Source organism: Mesorhizobium sp. J428 (assembly GCF_024699925.1).
Lineage (GTDB): Bacteria > Pseudomonadota > Alphaproteobacteria > Rhizobiales > Rhizobiaceae > Mesorhizobium_A.
Map to the genome: position 1 here is coordinate 2,039,405 of NZ_JAJOMX010000001.1, position 23,418 is coordinate 2,062,822.

General features: G+C 65.3%; 28 protein-coding genes and 1 pseudogene. 10 read left to right on the forward strand and 19 right to left on the reverse strand.

Annotated elements, in window-relative coordinates:
• Nucleotides 1-54: 54 nt before the first annotated feature.
• Genes LRS09_RS10215 through LRS09_RS10225 form a run of 3 tightly spaced genes read left to right on the forward strand, consistent with a single transcriptional unit; the run spans nucleotide 55 to nucleotide 2,333 of the window.
• Nucleotides 55-504, forward strand: a complete 450-nt coding sequence (locus LRS09_RS10215; RefSeq protein ID WP_257806035.1) for an Rrf2 family transcriptional regulator — start codon at nucleotides 55-57, stop codon at nucleotides 502-504.
• Nucleotides 494-1,387 (forward strand): NAD(P)/FAD-dependent oxidoreductase, encoded by an 894-nt coding sequence (locus LRS09_RS10220; RefSeq protein WP_257806036.1) that lies wholly within the window; start codon nucleotides 494-496, stop codon nucleotides 1,385-1,387. The genes LRS09_RS10215 and LRS09_RS10220 overlap by 11 nt, the downstream gene beginning before the upstream one ends.
• Nucleotides 1,388-1,412: 25 nt before the next feature.
• A complete protein-coding gene (locus LRS09_RS10225; RefSeq protein ID WP_257806037.1) occupies nucleotides 1,413-2,333 on the forward strand; it encodes a phosphotransferase in 921 nt (306 codons plus the stop codon).
• A 10-nt stretch (nucleotides 2,334-2,343) separates the two neighbouring features.
• Here the strand turns inward: LRS09_RS10225 and LRS09_RS10230 are convergent, their stop codons facing one another.
• The 5 genes from LRS09_RS10230 to rplS form a co-directional block, all read right to left on the reverse strand.
• Nucleotides 2,344-3,111 (reverse strand): class I SAM-dependent methyltransferase, encoded by a 768-nt coding sequence (locus tag LRS09_RS10230; protein ID WP_308240292.1) that lies wholly within the window; start codon nucleotides 3,109-3,111, stop codon nucleotides 2,344-2,346.
• Entirely contained in the window at nucleotides 3,108-3,911 is an 804-nt protein-coding gene (locus tag LRS09_RS10235) for an amino acid ABC transporter permease (protein WP_257806039.1), read from the reverse strand. Before LRS09_RS10235 ends, LRS09_RS10230 begins: the two co-directional genes overlap by 4 nt.
• A 1-nt stretch (nucleotide 3,912) precedes the next feature.
• Nucleotides 3,913-4,410, reverse strand: coding sequence for a GNAT family N-acetyltransferase (locus LRS09_RS10240; RefSeq protein WP_257806043.1), 498 nt, complete (start codon nucleotides 4,408-4,410; stop codon nucleotides 3,913-3,915).
• Between the two features lie 10 nt (nucleotides 4,411-4,420).
• A complete protein-coding gene (locus LRS09_RS10245) occupies nucleotides 4,421-5,212 on the reverse strand; it encodes a transporter substrate-binding domain-containing protein (protein WP_257806045.1) in 792 nt (263 codons plus the stop codon).
• Nucleotides 5,213-5,361: 149 nt separating this feature from the next.
• Nucleotides 5,362-5,898 carry a 50S ribosomal protein L19 gene (gene rplS / locus LRS09_RS10250; protein WP_085467446.1) on the reverse strand — a complete coding sequence of 179 codons (537 nt, stop codon included), beginning with the start codon at nucleotides 5,896-5,898 and terminating at the stop codon, nucleotides 5,362-5,364.
• 341 nt (nucleotides 5,899-6,239) lie between these two features.
• Between rplS and LRS09_RS10255 the strand changes: the two genes are divergently transcribed.
• A complete protein-coding gene (locus LRS09_RS10255; protein WP_257806048.1) occupies nucleotides 6,240-6,590 on the forward strand; it encodes an MbcA/ParS/Xre antitoxin family protein in 351 nt (116 codons plus the stop codon).
• Complete coding sequence (locus LRS09_RS10260; RefSeq protein WP_257806052.1) at nucleotides 6,591-7,094, forward strand: RES family NAD+ phosphorylase; 504 nt, start codon at nucleotides 6,591-6,593, stop codon at nucleotides 7,092-7,094. It begins immediately after the preceding gene.
• A gap of 20 nt (nucleotides 7,095-7,114) precedes the next feature.
• On the opposite strand, the gene LRS09_RS10265 is transcribed toward LRS09_RS10260, so the two are convergent.
• Nucleotides 7,115-7,504 (reverse strand): cupin domain-containing protein, encoded by a 390-nt coding sequence (locus LRS09_RS10265; RefSeq protein WP_374684830.1) that lies wholly within the window; start codon nucleotides 7,502-7,504, stop codon nucleotides 7,115-7,117.
• A gap of 154 nt (nucleotides 7,505-7,658) precedes the next feature.
• Here LRS09_RS10265 and LRS09_RS10270 point away from each other — a divergent pair, with 154 nt between their 5' ends.
• The gene (locus tag LRS09_RS10270; protein WP_257806054.1) at nucleotides 7,659-8,411 is read left to right on the forward strand and encodes a sulfite exporter TauE/SafE family protein; all 753 of its coding nucleotides are present in this window, start codon (nucleotides 7,659-7,661) and stop codon (nucleotides 8,409-8,411) included.
• On the opposite strand, the gene LRS09_RS10275 is transcribed toward LRS09_RS10270, so the two are convergent.
• Genes LRS09_RS10275 through rimM form a run of 3 tightly spaced genes read right to left on the reverse strand, consistent with a single transcriptional unit; the run spans nucleotide 8,393 to nucleotide 10,096 of the window.
• Complete coding sequence (locus tag LRS09_RS10275; protein WP_257806056.1) at nucleotides 8,393-8,812, reverse strand: DUF4279 domain-containing protein; 420 nt, start codon at nucleotides 8,810-8,812, stop codon at nucleotides 8,393-8,395. The two genes, LRS09_RS10270 and LRS09_RS10275, sit on opposite strands and share 19 nt — an antisense overlap.
• Nucleotides 8,805-9,503 carry a tRNA (guanosine(37)-N1)-methyltransferase TrmD gene (gene trmD, locus LRS09_RS10280; protein ID WP_257806057.1) on the reverse strand — a complete coding sequence of 233 codons (699 nt, stop codon included), beginning with the start codon at nucleotides 9,501-9,503 and terminating at the stop codon, nucleotides 8,805-8,807. The genes LRS09_RS10275 and trmD overlap by 8 nt, the downstream gene beginning before the upstream one ends.
• Nucleotides 9,500-10,096 carry a ribosome maturation factor RimM gene (gene rimM / locus LRS09_RS10285; RefSeq protein ID WP_257806061.1) on the reverse strand — a complete coding sequence of 199 codons (597 nt, stop codon included), beginning with the start codon at nucleotides 10,094-10,096 and terminating at the stop codon, nucleotides 9,500-9,502. Before rimM ends, trmD begins: the two co-directional genes overlap by 4 nt.
• Nucleotides 10,097-10,217: 121 nt before the next feature.
• Here rimM and LRS09_RS10290 point away from each other — a divergent pair, with 121 nt between their 5' ends.
• The 4 genes from LRS09_RS10290 to LRS09_RS10305 all read left to right on the forward strand — a co-directional run bounded on the left by LRS09_RS10290 (nucleotide 10,218) and on the right by LRS09_RS10305 (nucleotide 13,070).
• On the forward strand, nucleotides 10,218-11,153 hold the full coding sequence (locus tag LRS09_RS10290; protein ID WP_257806062.1) for a tyrosine recombinase XerC: 936 nt from the start codon (nucleotides 10,218-10,220) through the stop codon (nucleotides 11,151-11,153).
• A gap of 63 nt (nucleotides 11,154-11,216) precedes the next feature.
• Entirely contained in the window at nucleotides 11,217-12,284 is a 1,068-nt protein-coding gene (locus LRS09_RS10295) for a TraB/GumN family protein (protein ID WP_257806070.1), read from the forward strand.
• Nucleotides 12,285-12,358: 74 nt separating this feature from the next.
• The gene (locus tag LRS09_RS10300) at nucleotides 12,359-12,547 is read left to right on the forward strand and encodes a hypothetical protein (RefSeq protein ID WP_257806071.1); all 189 of its coding nucleotides are present in this window, start codon (nucleotides 12,359-12,361) and stop codon (nucleotides 12,545-12,547) included.
• A 205-nt stretch (nucleotides 12,548-12,752) separates the two neighbouring features.
• The gene (locus tag LRS09_RS10305; protein ID WP_257806074.1) at nucleotides 12,753-13,070 is read left to right on the forward strand and encodes a hypothetical protein; all 318 of its coding nucleotides are present in this window, start codon (nucleotides 12,753-12,755) and stop codon (nucleotides 13,068-13,070) included.
• Nucleotides 13,071-13,139: 69 nt separating this feature from the next.
• Here LRS09_RS10305 and lpdA read toward each other — a convergent pair whose 3' ends face one another.
• The 10 genes and pseudogenes from lpdA to sucC form a co-directional block, all read right to left on the reverse strand.
• The gene (gene lpdA, locus LRS09_RS10310; RefSeq protein ID WP_257806076.1) at nucleotides 13,140-14,543 is read right to left on the reverse strand and encodes a dihydrolipoyl dehydrogenase; all 1,404 of its coding nucleotides are present in this window, start codon (nucleotides 14,541-14,543) and stop codon (nucleotides 13,140-13,142) included.
• A 24-nt stretch (nucleotides 14,544-14,567) separates the two neighbouring features.
• On the reverse strand, nucleotides 14,568-15,317 hold the full coding sequence (locus LRS09_RS10315) for an SDR family oxidoreductase (protein WP_257806077.1): 750 nt from the start codon (nucleotides 15,315-15,317) through the stop codon (nucleotides 14,568-14,570).
• Nucleotides 15,318-15,322: 5 nt separating this feature from the next.
• Nucleotides 15,323-15,745, reverse strand: a complete 423-nt coding sequence (locus LRS09_RS10320) for a PaaI family thioesterase (protein WP_257806082.1) — start codon at nucleotides 15,743-15,745, stop codon at nucleotides 15,323-15,325.
• Complete coding sequence (locus LRS09_RS10325) at nucleotides 15,742-16,281, reverse strand: hypothetical protein (protein WP_257806084.1); 540 nt, start codon at nucleotides 16,279-16,281, stop codon at nucleotides 15,742-15,744. Before LRS09_RS10325 ends, LRS09_RS10320 begins: the two co-directional genes overlap by 4 nt.
• An 8-nt stretch (nucleotides 16,282-16,289) precedes the next feature.
• Nucleotides 16,290-16,580 (reverse strand): DUF2442 domain-containing protein, encoded by a 291-nt coding sequence (locus LRS09_RS10330; protein ID WP_257806087.1) that lies wholly within the window; start codon nucleotides 16,578-16,580, stop codon nucleotides 16,290-16,292.
• Complete coding sequence (locus LRS09_RS10335; RefSeq protein ID WP_257806088.1) at nucleotides 16,577-16,828, reverse strand: DUF4160 domain-containing protein; 252 nt, start codon at nucleotides 16,826-16,828, stop codon at nucleotides 16,577-16,579. Before LRS09_RS10335 ends, LRS09_RS10330 begins: the two co-directional genes overlap by 4 nt.
• Before the next feature lies 1 nt (nucleotide 16,829).
• Nucleotides 16,830-18,113 carry a 2-oxoglutarate dehydrogenase complex dihydrolipoyllysine-residue succinyltransferase gene (gene odhB, locus LRS09_RS10340; protein ID WP_257806093.1) on the reverse strand — a complete coding sequence of 428 codons (1,284 nt, stop codon included), beginning with the start codon at nucleotides 18,111-18,113 and terminating at the stop codon, nucleotides 16,830-16,832.
• 26 nt (nucleotides 18,114-18,139) lie between these two features.
• A pseudogene (locus LRS09_RS10345) lies at nucleotides 18,140-21,140 on the reverse strand (2-oxoglutarate dehydrogenase E1 component).
• 120 nt (nucleotides 21,141-21,260) lie between these two features.
• A complete protein-coding gene (gene sucD, locus LRS09_RS10350) occupies nucleotides 21,261-22,163 on the reverse strand; it encodes a succinate--CoA ligase subunit alpha (RefSeq protein WP_257806097.1) in 903 nt (300 codons plus the stop codon).
• A 59-nt stretch (nucleotides 22,164-22,222) separates the two neighbouring features.
• Nucleotides 22,223-23,416, reverse strand: coding sequence for an ADP-forming succinate--CoA ligase subunit beta (gene sucC / locus LRS09_RS10355; protein ID WP_257806102.1), 1,194 nt, complete (start codon nucleotides 23,414-23,416; stop codon nucleotides 22,223-22,225).
• Nucleotides 23,417-23,418: the final 2 nt, after the last annotated feature.

Genomic DNA, 23,418 nt, shown 5'->3' on the forward strand with positions numbered 1-23,418 from the left:
CGCACCGGAATTGGGAAGCTTGACGGAGCGATGATTCGTAACTATTAAAGTTACATGAAACGCAACTCGCGACTCTCCGCCTCCCTACACGCGCTGGTGCACATGGCCCAGGTGCCGGACCGTCCGATGACCTCGGAGGAGATCGCCGGCTGGCTCCACACCAATCCGGTGGTCGTGCGGCGCATGGTGGCGGGCCTGCGCGAGGCGGGCATCCTCTCGGCCGTGCGCGGTCATGGCGGCGGCTGGACGCTCGCAAGACCGGCCTCGGCCATTTCCCTGGCGGACGTGGCCGCCGCACTCGAGGAGAGCTTCCTGTCGATCAACACGGAGGCGGAAAACCCGAGCTGTCTCGTCGAGAGGTCGGTCAACCATCACCTCGACGGCTTCCGGATCGAGGTCGAGCAACTGCTGGCGGCGAGACTGGCGCGCGTGACGCTCGCCGACATCGCCGCCGAATGCGGCGAGGGCATCGCCGCCTACAAGGAGAACAGACATGCAGTATGACGTTGCAATCGTGGGCGGCAGCTTTGCCGGCCTGTCCGCCGCCCTCCAGATCGCCCGCGGCAAGCGCAAGGTGGTCGTGGTCGACGCCGGCCTGCCGCGCAACCGCTTCGCCTCGCACTCGCACGGGTTTCTGACGCGCGATGGCGCGACGCCGCCCGACATGCTGCGCGAGGCGCGCCGCCAGCTGCTCGACTATCCGACCGCTGAAATCGTCGACGGTCTCGTCGACGCCGCAGAGGGACGGGCAGACGACTTTTCCCTGCGGCTCGCGAATGGCGCCACTCTGTCGGCGCGCAGGCTGGTGCTTGCCGGCGGTGTCAGCGACACCTTGCCGGATATTCCGGGTCTCGCCGCGGAATGGGGACGCCGCGTCATCCACTGCCCCTATTGCCATGGTTACGAGTTCGGTGAAGGGCCGTTCGGCGTGCTGGCGACGGAGCCGATGGCCTTCATGAAGGCGCTGCTGGTGTCCGACTGGGGGCCGGTGCAGCTCTTCCTCAACGAGGCGCTGTCGCCCGATGCCGACCAGGCCGCGAAGCTGCGGGCGCGGGGTGTGAGTATCGTCCCCGGCCGCGTCGAAAGCGTCTCCTCGCGTGAAGACGGTCTTTCCATCGAGGTCGCCGGGGCAGCGGCAGTATCGGTCGCGGCCCTGTTCGTGGCGCCGAAGACCGTTCTTTCGAGCGACCTGCCGCACCAGCTGGGCTGCGTGTTGGCGGAGGGCCCGATGGGCGCGTTCATTTCCGTCGACGAGCGCAAGAACACCAATGTGCCCGGCGTATTCGCCGCGGGAGACATCGCGCGCCCGATGCCGACGGTCGCGCTGGCCGTCGCGGACGGTGCGATGGCGGGCGCGGCGGCGCATCAGTCGCTGATCTTCGAATAAGCGCGCGTTGACAAGCGGGCATCGCATGCGCGAGATGCCCGCGACCATCGATCGCGCACCTGGACAGATGATCGACCCCATCACCCGCATAGCCGTGCTGCCGCTCTGGACAGGCGAGGTTCATACGACCCTTCTGCCGGGCGGACTGGGCAACCAGAGCTATATCGTCGAGGACGCCGGCCAGAAATATGTCGTGCGCTTCGGACGCGACTATCCGGTGCAGCATGTCTACCGCGCCTGGGAGCTGATGGTCTCGCAGGCGGCGCACAAGGCCGGCTTCGCCTCGGAGATCGTCTATACCGGCCCCGGAGTCTTCGTCGGTGTCTATATCGACGGCAAGAACTGCTCGCCGCAGGAGGTGCGCGCCAAGGCTGACGACATCGTCCGCCTCGTCAAGCGGTTCCACATGGAGATGCCCCCCTATATCTCCGGCGCGGCGCATATGTTCTGGCCATTCCATACGGTGCGGGACTATGCCCGCACCATGCGCGTGGAGCGGCACCGCAATGCGCGCATGGCGGACGAATGGTTCGCGGTGTCTGAAGAACTCGAGAAGGCTCAGGCCGCGTTGCCGATCATCTTCGGGCACAACGACCTTGTCTCCCGCAACATCGTCGACGACGGCGAACGGATCTGGTTCGTCGACTATGAGCATGCCGGCTTCACCACCTCGGTCTGCGATCTCGCCGGACTTGCCTCGCATTCGTCCTTCGACGAAGCGCAGATCGACCATGTGCTGGATCTCTATTTCGGTGCGGAGCTTACGCCGGACGTCCGCCGCTCCTTCGACGCGGCCTTCGCGATCATGCCGCTGCGCGAGGCGCTGTGGGGCATGCTTGCGGAGACGCATCTCGACATTCCCCAGGTCGACTACGTCGCCTATGGCGCGCAGAAGCTCGAGGTCCATCGCGAGGCGCTGGAGCGTTTCCGGAGGCGGTGGGGCTGAATCTGCCCCATCAGTATCGAGACTCGTCCCTCATCCTGCGCACGAGGTCGGCAGAAGATTCGGTCGAGAACGGGATCGAAGAAGTCAACTGCCTCAGGGCGTCGATGTCGATCGGCTCCCGCAAAGCGTTGGCTCCCGCCGGACTCTGTCGCTTGAACACGAACGCCTTCACTGTCACCTCCGGCTCGGCCACCGCGAAGGCGCGGAAGGACGGGCTTTCCTCGACCGGCGCCCAGCACCCCGCCCGTTCGAGTTCCTCGAACCTGGCTCGGAATCCGCCTGTTTCGAGCACGCTGTCCCTCACGGTGAAGATGAGGACGCCGCCGGGTCGGACGATGCGGGTGAGTTCGTCCAGGCTCGAAGCCGGCGCGTGGCCTTCGGTGAACACGCCTGTCGAGAAGGCGGCGGCATAGGCGCCGTCGGCGATCGGCAGCCTGCCGCCGAGCGCGGCGTCGATGAGGTTGCGATAGACGCCCCGGCCCCGCGCCAGCGCCAGCATATCGGCCGACATGTCGAGCCCGTCGATCTCCCGGTATCCCAGCGCGGCGAGATACGGCCCGGACAGGCCCGTGCCGCAGCCGGCATCCAAGAGCGGTCCGGCATCGACCGGCACATGCCGCGCGACCCAGGCCGCGATGACGAAAGGCAGGCAATAGCCGAGCGCGGCGGTCTCGCGGTCGTAGCCGTTCGACCAGGCAGCATAGGCTGCGGCAAGCTCGGCCTCGCTCCTCGCCGCATAGACCTGGTTCAACGCATCGCTTGCCTCGTCCGCGCTCATGCCTCGCTCCTGTGGCGCATTCTCCGTTCAACGCCCCTCAGCGCCAGCGACAACGATATCGTCAGCAGCAGGTAGATGTAGGCCACGATCGAATAGGTCTCGAAGAACCGGAAGGAGCCGGCGGCATAGACCTTGCCCATCTGCGTGATGTCGGCGACGCCGAGCACGGAAACCAGCGAGGAATCTTTCACCATCGCGATGAAATCGTTGCTGTAGGGCGGCAGGATGGTGCGGAACGCCTGCGGCCAGACGATCAGACGGAACCGCTGCGCACGCGTCAGACCGAGGGTCTTGGCGGCGTCTATCTGGCCTTCCGGCACCGACTGGATACCGGCCCGGAAAATCTCGGCGATGAAGGACGAATAGGCGACCATCAGCGCGATGACCGCGCGCCAGAGCAGCGACACGTCGCGCACCTGCATTTCGCCGATCAGCCCGGCGGCCTGGAGCGGGGCAGTCAGCGCATTCCACAGCGCGACGAAGGCCGGCACGCCGGCAAAGGCGATCCAGAACAGGAGGACCAGGATCGGCACGCCGCGGATGATCTCGATGTAGAAACGCGCGACCTGGCTCAGCACCTTCGACCGCGACAGGCCCATCAATGCCACGCCGAGCCCCAGCGCCGAGGCAAGCGCGAAGGCGATGATCGTCACGAAGATGGTGATGCCGATCCCCTTCGCGACGGTGACGAAGATCTGGGCGTAGAGATCGCTCGCCGCGATCGACAGCGCAGCCGCAGCCCCGCAGAAGGCGGCCGCGACGAGCCAGTAGGGAAAATCTCGTGAAGCGGGTGGAACCACGTCAGCGCGCCTTGCGGCGGACGAAGAACTGCTCGCGCACGCCGCTGCTCCACTGGTCCTCGTCGCTCTCCGACACCAGCTTGAAACCGTGCCGTTCGTAGAGCCCGCGCGCCGCGTCGAGCCCCGCGAAGGTCGTCAGCCACACCTGCGGCATGGCGTGCCTGTCGCAGAACGCGATGGCGCGGGACATCAGCTCCTTGCCAAGCCCCTTGCCGCGCGTTGCCGAGGACACGATGAACCAGCGCAGGTGCGCGCCCCGCGGTCCGCCGCCGGAGATGTCGATCGTCACCGAGCCGGCGAGGCGTCCCTTTCCGTCCCATGCGGTCAGGAAGAGATCACGATCCGGCTCCATCCTCCGCAGGAACTCGGCCATCTCCAGCGCCACCTTGGTCTCGAACTCGATGCCGAAACCCCACATGTCGCGGTAGTAGTCCATATGCAGGCCGAGGACGCCGGCAAGGCTGCCGGGTCTGTAGCCGTCGAATGTGTATTCGTTCACCACGGCCCGCTCAGGGCTTGTAGTCGACGAACCATTTCTGCGTGATCGCGTCGAACGTGCCGTCGGCCTTCAGCGCCGCGATGCCGGCATTGATCGGCGCGACGAGGTCCGAGCCCTTGGGGAAGATGAAGCCGAACTCTTCCGCCTGCAGCGGTGCGCCCACCATCTTGAGCTTGCCGCTGGAGGCCGCAACCAGCGCCTTGCCGCCGGCGCTGTCGGTGAGCACCAGATCGACGTCGCCCGCCTGGAGTGCTGCGACCGAGGCAGCGAAGGTCTCGAACAGTTTGATGCGCGGATTGGACTCGTTGCCGTCGAGCACGTTGTAGACCGCGACGTAGAAGGGCGAGGTGCCGGCCTGCGCGCCGACCAGGAGCTTGTCGTCGGCTGCAAAAGCCTTCGGCTCGGAGAAGCGGCTCTCGTCGGCCCTGACCAGCATGAAGATCTCCGAGAGCATGTAGGGGTCGGAGAAGTCGACCTTCTCCTTGCGCTCGTCCTTGATGGTGATGCCGGTCATGCCCATGTCGTACTGCTTGTCGGAGACGGCCTGGATCATCGCGTCCCACGACGTGTTCTGGTATTCGACGGTGAAGTTGAGCTTCTTGGCGAGAGCCGCCATCGCATCATATTCCCAGCCGCCAGGCTGGCCGGTCTTCGGATCGACGAACTGCAGCGGGAAGTAGGCGTTCTCGGTGACGACCACGATCTTCTTGCCGCCGAGATCGGGGAGAGCCTGGGCGAACGCCAATGCCGGCAGCAGGATGGCCCCGACGAGGCCGGCAAGAAACACTCTCAGCTTGGTCATCTCGAACTCCGGACGTTCTTTGAAGGGTGATGCAAATCTACCCGCCCGGCACGGGCTTGCAAGGCATGGAGCGCCGACAGGGGCCTGACAGACGAAAAAGGCGCGGATCTCTCCGCGCCTTTCCGGAATACAGACTGTGGAGCCGAGCCTTACTCGCTGGCGGCTTCCGCTGCCTTGGCGGCCTCGGCAGCAGCCTTGGCCTCGGCGGCGTCCTGGGCGGCCTTTTCCTTGGCCAGCGCCTCGGCGGCGGCGATCTTCTCGGCCTCGATGCGGGCGCGCTCGGCGTTCAGCGCGTCACGCTCGGCGTCGTTCAGCTTGCGGGCGCGCACGCCGGTGTTCTCGGAGATGCGGGCCGACTTGCCGCGACGATCGCGCAGGTAATAGAGCTTGGCGCGACGCACCTTGCCGCGGCGGACGATCTCGACCGCCTCGACCAGCGGCGAATAGACGGGGAACACGCGCTCGACGCCCTCGCCATAGGAGATCTTGCGGACGGTGAAGCTTTCCTGGAAGCCGGCGCCCTTGCGCGCGATGCAGACGCCCTCATAGGCCTGCACGCGGGTGCGGCTGCCTTCGGTGACGCGCACCTGGACGCGAACGGTGTCGCCGGGCTGGAATTCGGGGAACTTGCGCTTTTCTTCGATCTTCGCGGCCTGCTCGGCCTCAAGCTGACGGATGATATCCATCGTCGGAACCTTTCTTCGTTGTTCGCCAGCCAGAGCGCCCGACGCTTGCCGATCAGTTCCTGACCGTTCGGCTATGCCCTCCGACAAAGGAGAAGCAGGGGCGAATTCACTTGGGTCTTGGTTATGGCACCGGGAATTCCCGATTTCCGGGCGTGCGGATACACCATCGCGGGCCGATTGTCACCACTGCGCGATGATTTTCTGCGACGAGCCGCAGAACTTCCCGGGCTGGGCGGTCAGGAAGTCGTTACGCCCGGGTGAGGCGTATTCGCAATTGAACAGCGCAATTTCCGACGCTATATTGCGTCAGAACAAGTGGCAGTATCTGAAGGGTGATGCGAATGACCCTCGCGCAATATGCAGAGAACGGAGTGTTTGCGCCGCGCAAGATTGCGGACGCACTCCACACGACCAGCGAAGAAGTCGCACGTACGGCGGGACTTGGCAAAGATGCGATCCAGCGAAAGGATCGGGTCGGGTCGGTCAGGACACAGCGGCGTCTGCGGGAAATGGTCGAGGTCATCAACAAGGTGGAGCCGCGTTTCGGATCACCTCTGGTGGCCTATGCCTGGTATCGGTCACAGCCGCTTCCGGGCTTCTCCGGACGGACCGCGATGCAGCTGGTTCGCGAGGGGCGCGTGGACGAGGTGCTCGACTATGTCGACGCCGTCGACGCCGGCATCTACTCGTAGGTGGTGTCGTTCCACTATGTAGGCAAACTCTATCGGGCGCTGAACCCGATCTATGCCCGTGAGCCGCTGTCGGGACGCGGAGCAGAACTCTATGGCGGACGCTTCAATCCCAAGGGTGTGCCGGCTCTCTATTGCTCCCTCTCGGCCATGACGGCGCTGAGAGAAGCCAATCAGGTCGGCAGCCTACAACCAACGACGCTGGTGTCCTATGATGCCGAGATAAGAGAGGTCTTCGACGCCAGGGACATGACCGCTCTTGCCAGCGAAGACGTGACAGCAGCGGAACTGGCGGCCACCACGTGGCGCGACCAGATGAAAACATCAGGCGAGGCCAAGACCCAAGCCTTCGCCCGACGGCTCATCTCGATCGGCTACAACGGCCTGCTGGTCAGAAGCTTCGCGCCAGGCACGACCGCAGACGACTTGAACCTCGTGCTCTGGAAATGGGGGCCGGTGACCCCTGCGCGCCTCGTGCTGATCGATGACGAGAATCGTCTCTCATGAGGCCCAACGCAGCCGGCCCGCTACTTCGCGGGCGAGGCAAGCGGCTTGCCGCGCTCGATGACATAGATGCCGAGCACTTTCACGGGCTTCTCGCCGACCGCCTTGGCGTCATGCGGCACGCCGGCGGGGATGGTGTAGGACTCGCCCGCCTTCATGGTGATGTCCGGCTGGCCGTCGATGGACAGCACCGTCTCGCCTTCCAGCACGTAGCCCGTCTCGATGCCCGGATGGGTATGCCGTCCGGCCGATACGCCCGGCGCGATTTCGGCGAGGCCGGTGACGGTCGTGTAGTTGTCCGGGAAATCGATCTTCTGCAGCGGCGTGCGCTTGATGCCGGACGAGGCGTCCTGCGCGGACGCGAGCGCGGTGGTGGCGACGATGGCCATGACGGCAAGTGAAAATCTCAGCATGTAAATCCTCCCTCAGGAAATCGTTCGCCTCGACTTTAGTGGGTCGCCGACCGGCCGCAAGTGTCCGCTTGATATGTGCGGCCGGACTCATCGGCCTTGCCGTGCGCGCCGTCGCTGACTACAGCAGCGAGGTCACCTCAACCGGATGATCGCCTTGACGCTCTTCGACGCCGCCTTGCTCTTCGTCTCCGCCGTCGTCGCCGGCGCGGTCAATGCCGTCGCGGGCGGCGGCACCTTCCTGACCTTCGGCGCGCTCTCCGTTGCCGGCATACCGCCGATCGTCGCCAATGCGACGTCGTCCATCACCCAGTTTCCGGGCTACATCACCTCGACGCTGGCCTATTGGAGCGACATCAAGACGTTCTGGCGCGGCGCGCTGCTGCTGTGCGTGATCTCGGCGCTGGGAGCGCTGGCGGGTGCCTCGATCCTGCTTGCGCTCGACAACCCGTCCTTCCGCGCGCTGGTGCCCTGGCTGCTGATCGCCGCGACCGCCATCTTCGCCGCCGGCCCGTGGCTCAAGCCCAAGCCGAAGCCGGGCCAGGAGGCGGCGGTGGGCGGCTTCGTCGGCTCGGTTGTGCAGTTCGTCACCGCCGTCTACGGCGGCTTTTTCGGCGCCGGCATGGGCGTGATGATGCTGGCGACGCTCGGGCTGACGCAGGAGGGCGACTACCATCGCCTCAACGCGCTGAAGAACATGCTGTCGATCGTGATCGCGGCGGTGGCGATCGTCGTCTTCGTTTGGGGCGGCGTGGTCGCCTGGCCGCAGGCACTGGTGATGATCCCGGCAGTGGCGATCGGCGGCTGGTGCGGCGTGTGGATCGCGAAGCGCGTGCCGCAGCCCATCCTGCGCGGCTTCGTCATCGCGGTGGGCCTGCTGCTGGCGGTGTATTATTTCGTCACGGGGTGAGCGTCCGCGTAGTAGATATCCAACTCCAAGCTGATCCCGCGTCGACCGAGTTCGACCAGAACCATAGGGGCCAAGTTCACGCCCTGACCGGGTTCATCCAGCCAGATACCGCAAAACATATCAACGCGATAGCGCTGCACGAGGTCAGTCCAAACCTCGTGGTCTGAAGAAGTTTCCGCAAGGAGTTGGGAAATCTGATCACTCAGATGTGCTCCATCCTGGCGCTCGATCCGGAGTTTCCATCCTCCCTGCCTCGCCGAGATGTTTCCCCGCGGACCCATCGGCTCGCCTCGCTTCTCGGCGCTGGTTGGAGAACAACCTAGGAGACGCGAGATCTCGACCGGATCGAGCCGTTCGCCAAAGATTCGCAATGTCGCGCTTGTTGCGACTACCTCAGCCATCAGATCGCTTTTCCGGCAACAGTTCGGGGCGCCGCTCGGCAGTCAGCTTTTCCGACTGCTGCCGTCGCCAGGCGGCGATCTTTCCATGATTGCCGGACATCAGCACGTCCGGGATAGGCCGGCCGTCCCATTCCGGCGGACGCGTATAGTGCGGGTGTTCGAGCAGGCCGTTCTCGAAGCTCTCCTCGCCGCCGGACGCCTCGTTGCCCATCACGCCCGGCAGGAGCCGCACCACCGCATCGAGCAGCACCAGCGCCGCCGGTTCGCCGCCCGACAGGATGTAGTCGCCGATCGAGACTTCCTCCAACCCCCGCGCATCGATCACACGCTGGTCGACGCCTTCGAAGCGGCCGCAGACGATGATCGCGCCCGGCCCGTCGGCGAGCTCGCGCACGCGCGCCTGCGTCAGCGGCTTGCCGCGCGGGCTCATCAGCAGCTTGGGGCGCATGTCGCCGGCCGGGGATGCATGGTCGATGGCAGCGGCCAGCACATCGGCGCGCAGCACCATGCCCGCCCCGCCGCCGGCCGGCGTATCGTCGACGGCGCGATGACGGCCGAGGCCGAACTCACGGATCTGCACCGTTTCGAGCGACCAGTCGCCCCGCTCCAGCGCCTTGCCGGCAAGCGAAAGACCAAGTGCGCCCGGAAACATCTCCGGATAGAGCGTCAGGACAGTGGCGCGGAAAATCACCGGTTGCCGCCCGCCGATTTCGGCCCGCGCGGGCGCTTGTCGACCGCCTTGCGGTCTTCGGGATCATCCTCGTCGTCCGTGTCGACGAGTCCGGCCGACACGGGATCGACCTGCACCTTGCCGGCCAGCACATCCACCAACGGCACGGCAGCCTTGGTGAACGGCACCAGCACCGTCGACCTTGTCGTGCGCGCGATTTCCAGAATGTCGCCGCCGCCGAAATTGTGCACTGCCATGATTTTCCCGATCGGCGCCTCCTCCAGGTCGACGGCATCGAGCCCGATCAGATCGGCGTGGTAGAATTCCTCGTCCTCCAGATCCTCCGGAAGCATGTCGCGGTCGACGAAGAGCGCGGTGCCGGTCAGGGCCTCAGCGGCGGACCGATCGTTGACGCCCTTGAAGCGCACCACCGCCATGTCCTTCTGCATGCGGATGTTGAGGATGGTGAAGGCACGCCCGTCTTCCGTGTAGAGCGGCCCGTAGTCGTCCAGCGCCAGCGGATCGCCGGTGTAGCTCTTGACGCGCACCTCGCCCTTGATGCCGTGCGCGGCGCCGATGACGGCCATCTGGATCGGATTTTGCGGTTTGGACATGCTCGTCTCCTCGCCAGTCTCCTAGCTCTCGGCGCAGCGCAAGACAATCTGCGGCCGGTTTCACCCTCTGGTAAGATCGTGAACTCAGCATGGCGCGAGATTCGGAGACGGGCAAACAGACGTGGGCGAGATCCTCATCACGGCCAGGGACGACCTACACAAGGCGCGTGGCGACTGGCTGAAGATGCTCGCGCGCGAACGCAGGCTGTCGCAGCTCACCGTCGAGGCCTATGAGCGCGACACGCGGCAGTTCCTGCTGTTCCTCACGGAGCATTGCGGCGGCCCGCCCGGCCTGAAGGACATCGCCGCGCTGCGCACGGCCGACCTGCGCGCCTTTCTGGCGCGGCGGCGCAACGAGGGAGCGGGCGCACGCACGCTTGGACGCGGGCTGGCCGGCGTTCGTTCCTTCCTGCGCTGGCTGGAGAAGCGTGGCCTGGCGAACGCCGCGGGCGCTGCCGCCATGCGCGCGCCGAAGCAGCCGAAATCGCTGCCCAAGCCGCTGACGGCGGCCGATGCGAAGCGGGTCGTGGCGCTCGGCGAACAGTTGAACGAGGAGCCCTGGGTCGCTGCCCGCAATGCAGCCGTGCTGACGCTGCTCTATGGCTGCGGCCTGCGCATTTCCGAGGCGCTCGGCCTGACGGGCGCACAGTTCGCACATGGCGAGACGACGCTGCGCGTCACCGGCAAGGGCAACAAGACGCGGCTGGTGCCGCTGCTGCCCATCGCGTTGCAGGCCGTCGCCGAATACCGCCGGCTCTGCCCTTATCACATCGACAGCCAGGGCCTGCTGTTCCGCGGCGCCAAGGGCGGGCCGCTGCAGCCAGCGATCATCCAGCGCGAGATGCAGAGGATGCGCGCCGCGCTCAACCTGCCGGACACGGCCACGCCGCATGCGCTGCGACACTCCTTCGCCACCCACCTTCTCGGCCGCGGCGGCGACCTGCGCACGATCCAGGAACTGCTGGGCCATGCGAGCCTGTCGACCACGCAGGTCTATACCGGCGTCGACACCAAGCGCCTGCTCGACATCTACGACGCGGCGCATCCACGCGCCTGACCCCACGCATTTGCGCGGGGCCATTAACGGAAAAGCCGGAATTGGCGCGGTAGCCTGTCGCGCATGAAGAAGCCTGTCGCCATCGCCGACCGCGCCGCCAGCGTTTCGCTCTGGCTGGTTGCGCTTGCCAATATCCTGTTTCTGCTGGCCTTCCTCGCCACCCTCCTCGCCTTGTCGGGCCGGGCAGAGGCAGCCACACCGGTCTGCAGCGGCAAGAACCTGATCGAGGAAATGGCGACCTCCGATCCCGCCGCGCTCGACAGGATCAGAGCGGAGGCGGCGAAGACGCCGAACGGAGCCGGGCTGCTCTGGAAGATCGAAAAAGAGGGCGCAGAGCCCTCTTTCCTTTTCGGCACGATGCACATGACCGACCCGCGCGTCGTCACGCTGCCGGCCAGCGCGCAGGCCGCCTTCGACGCATCGTCCACCGTCGTCATCGAGACCACCGACGTGCTGGACCAGAAGAAGATGATGGCGAGCTTCGCGTCGAACCCGGAACTGATGATGTTCACGGACAAGACCACTCTCACCTCGCTCCTGCCCCCCGAAGACAAGACGATGGTCGAGGAGGCGCTGGCCAAGCGCGGCATTCCGCTGGCGAGCGTCATCAAGATGAAGCCCTGGGTTCTGTCGGCGATGATCGCGCTGCCGGCCTGTGAGCTTGCCCGCAAGAGCGCCGGCGAGCCTGTCCTCGACATCAACCTGGCGAGGCAGGCCGAGAGTGCCGGCAAAGAGCTCGGCGGACTGGAAACCGCGAAGAGCCAGCTGGAGGCGATGGCCTCGCTGCCGCTCGAATTCCATGTCGAAGGGCTGGTCGAGACATTGCGGCTCGGCGACGGGATCGACGATGTCATCGAGACGATGATCGACATCTATCTTTCCGGCGAAACCGGCATGTTCTGGCCGTTCTTCGAGACGGCCCTTCCCTCGGGCGAAGACGGCAAGTCCGGCTACTCGGCCTTCGAGGAGACCATGATCACCGCCCGCAACGGCGTGATGGCGAGGGAGGCAAAGCCTTTCCTCGACACCGGCCGCGCCTTTATCGCCGTCGGCGCGCTGCATCTTCCCGGCAGTGAGGGTGTGATCGAACAGCTGCGCAAGGAAGGCTACACCGTCACCCGCGCCGATTGATCACGCAAAGCGTGATTTTGCGTCCCTGTCCGTCGATGTTAGCGTTTTGCCATCGACCAGCACAGGAGACGACGATGAAGACACTGCTCGCCGCTGCCGCACTGCTTGGATTGACCGCTTCGGGCGCGCTCGCCGCCTGCGGCCACGACATGGTCAAGACCGAAACCACCAAGTCGGTCGCGACCCTCGATATGTCGACCACTGCCTCCACCACGCCCGAGACGACGGTGAAGGAAGAGAAGAAACCCGCCGAAGCCAAGTAAGGTTCTGCGCAACGATCGGACAGCGGCCGGCCTTTGTGTCCGGCCGTTTTCATTCGTGAAAACACGGTACTCACGCCGATTTGAACCAATCCGCCCGTTCGACGTTGTGGCTGCGTAGCAGCAATGGAGAACCAAGATGGTGGATCCCCTCAATCCTGATCCGCGGGGCACCCCTCCCCCTCATCCGGCCGCCGATCCAGGGCGGGTGGACAACCGCACTGTGGTGCAGTCCCGCAGTGGCGGAACCGGCGTGCTGATCGCGGCCGTCGTGATCATCCTCGCGATCGTCGCCTATTTCGTGTTCGGCAATACCGGCCCGGCGCCCGAAGCGCCTCCGCCGCCTGCCGCGACCGAACCAGCGCCCGCGCCTGCAGCCCCTGCCCCGCCGCCGGCAGCCGAGCCTGCACCGGCTCCGACGCCTCCTCCGGCAGCCGAGCCGGCTCCTGCCCCGACGCCGCCCCCGGCAGCCGAGCCTGCCCCGGCACCGACGCCGCCCCCGGCCCAGCCTGCCCCCGCGCAGTAAGGTCGCTCAGGCCCGAAACGACAACGGCCCGCCTCACCGGCGGGCCGTCTTGCATCGGAATGAAGCCGATCAGATATGGATCGGCTTGAAGAACGCCGCGAGCGCCGCCTCGCGCACCGCTTCCGACATCGTCGGATGCGCATGCGTGGTCCGCGCCAAATCTTCAGACGAGCCGCCGAATTCCATCAGCACGGTCAGCTCATGGATCATCTCGCCGGCGCCGAAGCCGACGATGTGCGCACCAAGCACGCGGTCGGTCGCCTTGTCTGCGAGGATCTTCACCAGGCCTTCGGTGTGCAGCATGGCGCGCGCCCGACCATTCGCCGTGAAGGGGAACTTGCCGACCTTGTAGTCGATCCCGGCCTTCTTCAGCTCCTCCTCGGTCTTGCCGACGGAGGCGACCTCGGGGCTGGTGTAGACCACGCTCGGGATCGCGTCGTAGTTCACGTGCCCACGCTGCCCCGCGAGGATCTCGGCCACCGCGATGCCCTCGTCCTCGGCCTTGTGAGCGAGCATCGGGCCGGCGATCACGTCGCCGATGGCGTAGATGCCCTTGACGTTCGTCTGGTAGTGCGCGTCCGTCTTGACCTTGCCGCGCTCCAGCTCGACGCCGACCTCCTCGAGACCGAGGCTGTCCGTGTAGGGCCGCCGGCCCGTCGCGATCAGCACCACATCTGCGGCAAGCGTCTCGGCCGCGCCCCCCTTCACCGGCTCGAAGGTCACCGTCGCGCCCTTCTTGCCCTTCTCGACCGCCGTCACCTTGGCACCAAGCTTGAAGTCGATGCCCTGCTTGGCGAGCATGCGCTGGAACTGCTTCGAAATCTCAGCGTCCATGCCGCCGAGGATGGTGTCGAGATATTCGACGACCGTCACCTTGGAGCCGAGGCGCGCCCAGACGGAGCCGAGCTCCAGCCCGATGACACCGCCGCCGACGACGACCAGATTGGCCGGCACCTTGTCGAGCGCGATGCCGCCGGTCGACGACACGATCACCTTCTCGTCGATGTCGACCTTGACGCCCGGAATGCCGGCGACGTCCGAGCCGGTGGCGATGACGATGTTGGCGCCCTCGACCTCGGTCACCTTGCCGTCCTCGCCGGTGACGGCGACCTTGCCGGGGGCGACGATCCTGCCCGTGCCACGGAAAGCGTCGATCTTGTTCTTCTTGAACAGGAAGGCGACGCCGCCGACATTGGACGCGACGGTCGCATCCTTGTGCGCCATCATCTTGGCGAGGTTGAGCTTCGGCTTCACGCCCTCGATGCCGAGCGCGTCGAAGGAGTGCTCGGCCTCGGCGAACATCTCGGACGCATGCAGCAGCGCCTTGGACGGAATGCAGCCGATGTTGAGGCAGGTGCCGCCATAGGTCTCGCGCTTTTCGACCACCGCCGTCTTCAGGCCGAGCTGTGCCGCCTTGATCGCGCCGACATAGCCGCCGGGGCCGGTTCCGATAAAGATCACGTCATAGGCCATTGCCGGGTCTCCTGTCGTGCTGGTTCAGCGCCCGCCGCTCACGTCGAGCGTCGCGCCGGTGATATAGGATGCCTCGCCGGACAAAAGCCAGACGACGGCCGATGCAATTTCCTCAGGCCTGCCTTCCCTTTTCATCGGGAGTCCGGCGCGCACCTTCTCGATCCGGTCCGGCTCGCCGCCGGAGGCGTGGATGTCGGTCGCGATGATGCCCGGCCTCACGCCGCAGACACGTATGCCCTCATCAGCGACCTCAAGCGCAAGGCCGGTGGTCAGCGTGTCGATCGCGCCCTTCGAGGCGGCATAGTCGACATACCAGCCCGGGCTTCCGAGACGCGCCGCAGCCGACGACAGGTTGACGATGACGCCACCCTGCCCGCCATGCCGCGTCGACATGCGCTTCACCGCCTCGCGGGCGCAGAGGAACGACCCGACGACGTTGACGCGCATCATGCGTTCGAGCCGCGCGGCGCTCATCTCGTCGACGCGCGCCCTGCGGTCGACGATGCCGGCATTGTTGACCAGCCCGTCGAGCCTGCCGAAACAGGCGTCGACGGCGGCGAACATGGCGAGCACGTCCGCTTCCGCGCCCACATCGCCCTGGACTGCGAAGGCTTCGCCACCGCTGGCTTCGATCTCCGCCACGACGGCGTCCGCGGATGCCCGGTCGGCGACATAGTTGACCGCGACACGCCAGCCCCGCGCCGCCGCGAGCCTGGCGGTCTCGGCGCCAATGCCTCGGCTGCCGCCGGAGACGAGGACGACCTTTCCGCTCACAGCTCTCAATCCTTCACCTTGTAGACACGGGCGGTCGCCAGCACCGTGCCACACGGCCGCCGTTCGCCCTTATTCACCACATAGATATCCGCGGCACCGACGGAAACCGTCTTTCCGGCCATCAGCACGCGGCCCTCGGCGAGAAGCTCCTCGCCCTGGGCGAGGCCGGTGTTCTTGACCGTGTAGTCGAGCGTCGCGCAGGCGTGCCCGGCGGGCGCGACCGCATAGCAGGCGGCGATCGCGGCGACATCGCCGACCAGCCCGACCATAGCCGTCGGAAACAGGCCGGGAGGCGTCGAATAGGTCGCGTCGAAGGGCATGCGCACCTGCGTGACGCCATCCTCGATCGCGACCAGTTCGACGCCGTGATTCCTGACGAAGGGCAGGGCGTTGATGATGGCCCCTATGTCGGCGCGGCTCGCCGTCATTCCTGGCATCCCGACATCTTGAAGACATCCCAGGGCATCTTCGACACGCCGGCCATGCCATAGGCCGAGGACTGCCTCAGCGCCGGCGCGAAATCCGGCAGCAGCAGCTGCTCCGCCGCAGCCGCGCCCTGGAGGGGAAGCAGCTCGACCTTGCCCTGGCCGTCGACGGCGTAGACGACGCCCTGCCAGACGGTGCAGGCATCGAGTTCCTCGCCGGTCACGTCGCCCTCCGGGCATTTGTGCATGACGATGCCCATCGGCCGCGCAACGCCTTCGGTCCACATCACGATGCCGTCGAGGATGACGGCGTTTTCGGGGAACTTGATCTTGAAGCTATGCGAGATCGAAGGATTTTCGCTCGCCGGCGTGAATTCGAGCGAGGCATTCGCCTCGGGTTCGGAGTAAACGGAGAGTTCCTGGGGGCAGGCGGCAAAGGACGGAGCGGTGAAAGCCGTAACGATCGTCGCGGAAAATATGATCGAGACGGTTCGCAGAAACAGTGCCCACTCGGAGCTTTCGCACATGCTGTGGGGCATAGCTTGCCTCAGGCAATCATCAGCTTGTGGACCTCTGCCTGGCGCTCGCAGTCGCGACGCAGCGAGTCGGCACCAAAATCGATCTCGTAGCCGGTGTCGTCCAGCCACGAGATTGAGTGCCCGTATTCATCGAGGCTGAATTTTGCGAAATTGCCCGGCAGGCGCAGCCAGGCGAAGACGTCACCCTCGCCGATCAGTGGTCGGAGGTCGACGACACCGACATAGCCGTCGGTGAAGACAAGTTTGAGGACACCGTCGATCACCGGTTCGGCAGAAGAAATACGGGGCAGCTTCTTCATTCGATGGATCCAATTCTCTGACGCGCCGTCGCCTGAAGGAAAGCGGCGCGCAGAGCGTCGCGCCGGGGCATCGCCCATTCCTGTACGATACGTCGTTTCGACGCTGGCAGAAAGCCTCTCACCATCCGCAAGTTCTCGATCTCGAAGATCGCGTGATGCTCTCCAAACTCCGCATGGAAATGTGCCGGTGGGTGGTCGTTGTGATAGATGATGATGGCAACGCCATCAACGACCGCCACCGTCGGCATGTTACAGATCCAGCACGAGCCTTTCCGGATCCTCCAGGCTTTCCTTGACCCGCACCAGGAACGTCACCGCTTCCTTGCCGTCGACGATGCGGTGATCGTAGCTCAGAGCCAGGTACATCATCGGGCGGATGACGATCTGGCCGCCGACCACGACCGGGCGATCCTGGATCTTGTGCATGCCGAGGATGCCGGACTGCGGCGCGTTGAGGATCGGGGTCGACATCAGCGAGCCGTAGACGCCGCCGTTGGAGATGGTGAAGGTGCCGCCCTGCATGTCGGCCATCGACAGCTTGCCATCGCGGGCAGCTATGCCAAGCCGTCCGATTTCCTTCTCGATATCGGCGATCGACATGGCGTCGGCGTTGCGCACCACCGGCACGACGAGACCCTTGTCCGTGCCGACCGCCACGCCGATATGGGCGAAGTTCTTGTAGATGATGTCGGTGCCGTCGATCTCGGCATTCACCGCCGGGATTTCGGCCAGCGCATGCGTCACCGCCTTGGTGAAGAAGCCCATGAAGCCGAGCTTCACGCCGTGCTTCTTCTCGAAGACATCCTTGTACTTGGAGCGCAGCGACATGATCCCGCTCATGTCCACCTCGTTGAAGGTGGTGAGCATGGCCGCCGTGCTCTGGGCGTCCTTCAGCCGGCGCGCGATCGTCTGGCGCAGGCGGGTCATCTTCACCCGCTCCTCGCGCGATGCATCGTCGGCGGGCGACGGCGCACGGGCCGTGACCGGCACGGCCGGCGTCTCGGCGGGCTGCGACGGCGCGCCCCTGGCGATCGCGTCGAGCACGTCGCCCTTGAGCACCTGCCCGCGCTTGCCCGAGCCCGCAACCTGGTCGGCCGAGAGGTTGTTCTCGGCGAGCAGCTTCGCCGCGGCCGGGGCCGGCGGCATGTCACGCTTCTCGACGGGGCCCTCGCCGGCGATCTTGGCCGTCTTCTCGGCCGCCTCCTTCGTGGTGTCGGCGCCGGAAGCTCCGGCGGCCTGAGCAACGGCTTCCGGCTTCGCCTCGGCCTTGGCCGCCGGCTTTGCGGCAGCACCGCTGCCCTCGCCGATGGTGCCGAGCAGAGCGCCCAACCCCACCGTCTCGCCTTCCTGGGCAGTGATTTCGGCAAGCACACCCGCGGCCGGCGCCGGCACCTCGACCGTCACCTTGTCGGTCTCGAGCTCGAGCAGGGTCTCGTCGGCGGCGATGCTGTCGCCCGCCTTCTTGTACCACTTGCCGACGGTTGCCTCGGTGACGGATTCGCCGAGTGTCGGAACACGGATTTCGGTGGCCATCGGTCTGCCTTCTCGCTGTGTTCAGTTCAGTTGCCGAGCGCGTCTTCGAGGAGCGCCTCGAGCTGCGCCAGGTGCTTGGACATCAGGCCGGTCGCGGGCGACGCGGCGGCCGGACGGCCGGTGTAGCGCACGCGCTGATGCTTGGCATCGATATGAGCCAGCACCCATTCCAGATACGGATCGATGAAGGACCAGGCACCCATGTTCTTGGGTTCCTCCTGGCACCACACCATCTCCGCGTTGCGGAAGCGCGACAGCTCGGTGATCAGCGCCTTGGCCGGGAACGGATAGAGCTGTTCGACGCGCAGCAGGTAGATGTCGTTGATGCCGCGCTTCTCGCGTTCCTCGTAGAGGTCGTAATAGACCTTGCCCGAGCAGAGCACGACGCGGCGTATCTTCGAATCCTTCACCAGCTTGATCGGCTGGTCCGGCAGCATCTGCGCGTCGTCCCACAGGAGGCGATGGAACGAACTCTCGCCCGACATCTCGGCCAGCGTCGACACGGCACGCTTGTGGCGCAGCAGCGACTTGGGCGTCATGACGATCAGCGGCTTGCGGAAATCGCGCTTGAGCTGACGGCGCAGGCTGTGGAAGTAGTTCGCCGGCGTCGTCGGATAGATGACCTGCATGTTGTCTTCGGCGCAAAGCTGGAGGAAGCGCTCCAGACGGGCCGAGGAATGTTCCGGACCCTGGCCTTCGTAGCCGTGCGGCAGGAGGCAGACGAGGCCCGACATGCGCAGCCACTTGCGCTCGCCCGACGAGATGAACTGGTCGAACACCACCTGCGCGCCGTTGGCGAAGTCGCCGAACTGGGCTTCCCACAGCGTCAGTGCCTTCGGCTCGGCGAGCGAATAGCCGTATTCGAAGCCAAGCACCGCCTCTTCCGAGAGCATCGAGTTGATGACCTCGTAATTGGCCTGCTGCGGTCCGAGATTGTTGAGCGGGATGTAGCGGTTCTCGTCGCGCTGGTCGTAGAGCACCGAGTGGCGCTGCGAGAAGGTGCCGCGCTCGGAATCCTGGCCGGACAGGCGGATCGGATTGCCGTCGAGCAGGATCGCGCCGAAGGCAAGCGCCTCCGCCGTCGACCAGTCGATGCCTTCGCCCGTGTCGATCATCTTGCGACGCGCGTCGAGGAAACGCTGGATCGTCCTGTGCGCCTCGAAATCCTTCGGGATCTCGGTCAGCTTCTTGCCGATCTCCTTCAGCGTCTTCACTGGCACTGCCGTCTTGCCGCGGCGCAACTCGTCCTGGCTGTCGGCAGTCCGCAGGCCGGACCAGGCACCGTCGAGCCAATCGGCCTTGTTGGGCTTGTAGGACTGGCCGGCTTCGAACTCCGCCTCCAGATGTGCGCGCCAGTCGGCCTTCATCTTGTCGACCTCGGCCTCGCTGACAACGCCCTCGGCGATCAGCTTGCTGGCATAAATCTGCAGCGTCGTTCTGACGGCCGCGGATGTTCTTGTACATCAGCGGCTGCGTGAAGGCCGGCTCGTCGCCCTCGTTGTGGCCGAAGCGGCGATAGCAGAACATGTCGACCACGACCGGCTTGTGGAACTTCATCCGGAACTCGGTCGCCACCTTGGCGGCATAAACCACAGCTTCCGGATCGTCGCCGTTCACGTGGAAGATCGGCGCCTCGATCATCTTCGCCACGTCCGACGGATAGGGCGAGGAACGCGAGAAGCGGGGATTGGTGGTGAAGCCGATCTGGTTGTTGATGATGAAGTGGACCGTGCCCGCCACGCGATGACCGCGCAGGCCCGACAGGCCGAGGATTTCCGCGATGACGCCCTGGCCGGCAAAGGCGGCGTCGCCATGCAGCAGAAGCGGCATCACCTTGGCGCGCTCCTCAATCGGCACCAACTCTTCGCGGGTCCGCCCGTAGAGCTGGTCCTGCTTGGCGCGGGCCTTGCCCATTACCACCGGATCGACGATCTCCAGATGCGACGGGTTCGCCGTCAGCGACAGGTGCACCTTGTTGTTGTCGAACTCACGATCCGACGAGGCGCCGAGATGGTACTTGACGTCGCCGGAGCCTTCGACGTCGTCGGGGGCGTAGGAGCCGCCCTTGAACTCGTGGAAGACGGCGCGGTGCGGCTTCGCCATCACGTTGGTCAGCACGTTCAGGCGGCCGCGATGGGCCATGCCGAGCACGATCTCCTTGAGGCCCAGCGAGCCGCCGCGCTTGATGATCTGCTCGAGCGCCGGGATGAGCGACTCGCCGCCGTCGAGACCGAAGCGCTTGGTGCCCTTGTACTTGACGTCGATGAACTGCTCGAAACCCTCGGCCTCGATCAGCTTGTGCAGGATCGCCTTCTTGCCGTTGGCGGTGAAGAACACGCCCTTGTCCGGCCCTTCGATGCGCTCCTGTATCCAGGCCTTTTCGGCCGGATCGGAGATGTGCATGAACTCGACGCCCAGCGTGGAGCAATAGGTACGCTTCACGATCTCCAGCATCTGCCGGATGGTGGCGTATTCGCCGAGACCCAAAACGCCGTCGATAAAGATCGGACGGTCGAGATCCGCTTCGGTGAAGCCGTAGCTGGCCGGCGACAGTTCGTCGTAGTCTTCCAGTGGCTTGGCGATGCCGAGCGGGTCGAGGTCGGCGTGCAGGTGGCCGCGCATGCGGTAGGCGCGGATCATCATCAGCGCCCGGACGGAATCGCGCGCGGCGCGCTGCACGTCGGCATCGGTCGCCGTCGGCGCGGCCGCAGCGCCGTCGGCCGCCTTGTCGCGGATCTTCTTCTCGACGGCCTTCTCGATCTGGCCCCAGTTGCCATCGAGCGCCGAGACCAGCTCGCCGTTCGCCGCCTGCGGCCAGCCCTTCTGCCGCCACGAAGCGCCTTCGGCGTTCTTGACCACAATCGCCGCATCGTCCTTCAGCGCACTGAAGAATTCGCGCCACTCTTCGTTCACAGAGGCGGGATTGTTCTGCCAATCGGCATAGAGCTGCTCGATGTAGTCCGCGTTCCCGCCATAGAGGAACGATGTCACCGAGAACTGGTCGTTGGCCTGATCTTGCCTTGCCATTGTCGTGTCGGAGCGCCGCGCTCCGTCTCCTGATTAGGGGAGTAGGGGAATAAGGCAGTAGGGTAGTAGGGAAATTCCGCCCTCTCAGCCCTGCTCCTTATTCCCCTACTCCATACTCCCTTAACTCTTAATCGCTTCCACCAGCGTCTTGCCGAGACGCGCCGGCGAGGGCGAAACCTTGATGCCCGCGGCTTCCATCGCCGCGATCTTGTCTTCCGCGCCGCCCTTGCCGCCGGAGATCACCGCGCCGGCGTGGCCCATCGTGCGACCGGGAGGAGCCGTGCGGCCCGCGATGAAGCCGGCCATCGGCTTCTTGCGGCCGCGCTTTGCCTCGTCGCGCAGGAACTGCGCCGCGTCTTCCTCGGCAGAGCCGCCGATCTCGCCGATCATGATGATCGACTTGGTCTCGTCGTCGGCCAGGAACATTTCGAGCATGTCGATGAACTCGGTGCCCTTTACGGGATCGCCGCCGATGCCGACCGCCGTCGACTGGCCAAGGCCTTCGTTGGAGGTCTGGAAGACTGCTTCATAGGTAAGCGTTCCCGAGCGGGAAACAACGCCGACCGAGCCCTTCTTGAAGATGTTTCCGGGCATGATGCCGATCTTGCACTCGTTGGGCGTGACGATGCCCGGGCAGTTCGGTCCGATCAGGCGGGACTTCGAACGGTCGAGCCGCGCCTTGACCTTGACCATGTCCATGACCGGGATGCCCTCGGTGATGCAGACGATCAGCGGCACCTCGGCCTCGATCGCCTCGATGATCGCCTCGGCCGCGCCCGCCGGCGGAACGTAGACGACCGAAGCGGTTGCACCGGTTGCTTCCTTGGCCTCGCCGACGGTGGCGAAGATCGGCAGGGTCTCGCCCTTCGAACCGGTCCACTTTTCGCCGCCCTTCTTGGGATGGATGCCGGCGACCATCTGGGTGCCGTAATAGGCCAGCGCCTGCTCCGTGTGGAACGTGCCGGTCTTGCCGGTCAGGCCCTGCACGATGACCTTGGTGTTCTTGTCGATGAGAATGGACATGCGGAACGTGACTCCCGGGGGATCAGTTGTTCTGGAACGAACGGCGGGCCAGCGCGACGCTAGCCCTTCACCGCCGCGACGATCTTCTTGGCTGCGTCGTCGAGATCGTCGGCCGAGATGACGTTGAGGCCGCTCTCGTTGATGATCTTCTTGCCCAGCTCGACATTGGTGCCTTCGAGGCGCACGACCAGCGGCACCTTGAGGCCGACTTCCTTGACCGCCGCGATCACGCCCTCGGCGATGATGTCGCACTTCATGATGCCGCCGAAGATGTTGACCAGGATGCCCTTCACCGCCGGATCGGCCGTGATGATCTTGAACGCCGCGGTGACCTTCTCCTTGCTCGCGCCGCCGCCGACGTCGAGGAAGTTGGCAGGCTCGGCGCCGTAGAGCTTGATGATGTCCATCGTCGCCATGGCGAGGCCGGCGCCGTTGACCATGCAGCCGATATTGCCGTCCAGCGCCACATAGGCCAGGTCATACTTGGACGCCTGGATCTCCTTCTCGTCCTCTTCGGTCGTGTCGCGGAGTTCCATGATCTCGGGGTGGCGGAACAGCGCGTTGTTGTCGAACGACACCTTGGCGTCGAGCACGCGCAGGCGGCCGTTCTTCATCACGATCAGCGGGTTGACCTCGAGCAGGCTCATGTCCTTCTCGACGAACGCCTTGTAGAGGATCGGGAACAGGCTCTCGCCGTCCTTCGCCGCGTCGCCCGACAGGCCGTAAGCGGCGTTGATCTTCTTCACGTCGTCGGCCGTCACACCCTTTTCGGGGTCGATGGCGATCGTGACGATCTTCTCCGGCGTGTCATGGGCAACCGCCTCGATGTCCATGCCGCCCTCGGTCGAGACGACAAAGGCGACCCGGCCGACGGAACGGTCGACGAGGATCGAGAGATAGAGCTCGCGATCGATGTCGGCGCCGTCCTCGATATAGAGGCGGTTGACCTGCTTGCCGGCCTCGCCGGTCTGCTTGGTGACCAGCGTGTTGCCCAGCATCTCCTTGACGTTGTGCACGACCTCGTCGATCGACTTGGCAAGGCGCACGCCGCCCTTGGCGTCGGGGCCGAGTTCCTTGAACTTGCCCTTGCCGCGGCCGCCGGCGTGGATCTGGCTCTTCACGACGTAGAGCGGGCCGGGCAGCGAGCGGGCCGCGTTCTGCGCCTCGTCCGCCTTGAGGATCGCCACGCCGTCCGCGACCGGCGCGCCGTAGCTCTTGAGGATCTGCTTAGCTTGGTATTCGTGGATGTTCATGG

Coding starts and splice junctions, on each gene's coding strand:
- LRS09_RS10255 (WP_257806048.1), top strand. CDS start 6,240: ATGACCCTCGCGCAATATGCAGAGAACGGAGTGTTTGCGCCGCGCAAG.
- LRS09_RS10220 (WP_257806036.1), top strand. CDS start 494: ATGCAGTATGACGTTGCAATCGTGGGCGGCAGCTTTGCCGGCCTGTCC.
- LRS09_RS10300 (WP_257806071.1), top strand. CDS start 12,359: ATGAAGACACTGCTCGCCGCTGCCGCACTGCTTGGATTGACCGCTTCG.
- LRS09_RS10335 (WP_257806088.1), bottom strand. CDS start 16,828: ATGCCGACGGTGGCGGTCGTTGATGGCGTTGCCATCATCATCTATCAC.
- LRS09_RS10215 (WP_257806035.1), top strand. CDS start 55: ATGAAACGCAACTCGCGACTCTCCGCCTCCCTACACGCGCTGGTGCAC.
- LRS09_RS10265 (WP_374684830.1), bottom strand. CDS start 7,504: ATGCTGAGATTTTCACTTGCCGTCATGGCCATCGTCGCCACCACCGCG.
- odhB (WP_257806093.1), bottom strand. CDS start 18,113: ATGGCCACCGAAATCCGTGTTCCGACACTCGGCGAATCCGTCACCGAG.
- LRS09_RS10325 (WP_257806084.1), bottom strand. CDS start 16,281: ATGCCCCACAGCATGTGCGAAAGCTCCGAGTGGGCACTGTTTCTGCGA.
- LRS09_RS10245 (WP_257806045.1), bottom strand. CDS start 5,212: ATGACCAAGCTGAGAGTGTTTCTTGCCGGCCTCGTCGGGGCCATCCTG.
- LRS09_RS10225 (WP_257806037.1), top strand. CDS start 1,413: ATGCGCGAGATGCCCGCGACCATCGATCGCGCACCTGGACAGATGATC.
- lpdA (WP_257806076.1), bottom strand. CDS start 14,543: ATGGCCTATGACGTGATCTTTATCGGAACCGGCCCCGGCGGCTATGTC.
- LRS09_RS10330 (WP_257806087.1), bottom strand. CDS start 16,580: ATGAAGAAGCTGCCCCGTATTTCTTCTGCCGAACCGGTGATCGACGGT.
- rplS (WP_085467446.1), bottom strand. CDS start 5,898: ATGGATATCATCCGTCAGCTTGAGGCCGAGCAGGCCGCGAAGATCGAA.
- rimM (WP_257806061.1), bottom strand. CDS start 10,096: ATGTCCAAACCGCAAAATCCGATCCAGATGGCCGTCATCGGCGCCGCG.
- LRS09_RS10320 (WP_257806082.1), bottom strand. CDS start 15,745: ATGACGGCGAGCCGCGCCGACATAGGGGCCATCATCAACGCCCTGCCC.
- sucD (WP_257806097.1), bottom strand. CDS start 22,163: ATGTCCATTCTCATCGACAAGAACACCAAGGTCATCGTGCAGGGCCTG.
- sucC (WP_257806102.1), bottom strand. CDS start 23,416: ATGAACATCCACGAATACCAAGCTAAGCAGATCCTCAAGAGCTACGGC.
- LRS09_RS10275 (WP_257806056.1), bottom strand. CDS start 8,812: ATGGCTGAGGTAGTCGCAACAAGCGCGACATTGCGAATCTTTGGCGAA.
- LRS09_RS10295 (WP_257806070.1), top strand. CDS start 11,217: ATGAAGAAGCCTGTCGCCATCGCCGACCGCGCCGCCAGCGTTTCGCTC.
- LRS09_RS10230 (WP_308240292.1), bottom strand. CDS start 3,111: ATGAGCGCGGACGAGGCAAGCGATGCGTTGAACCAGGTCTATGCGGCG.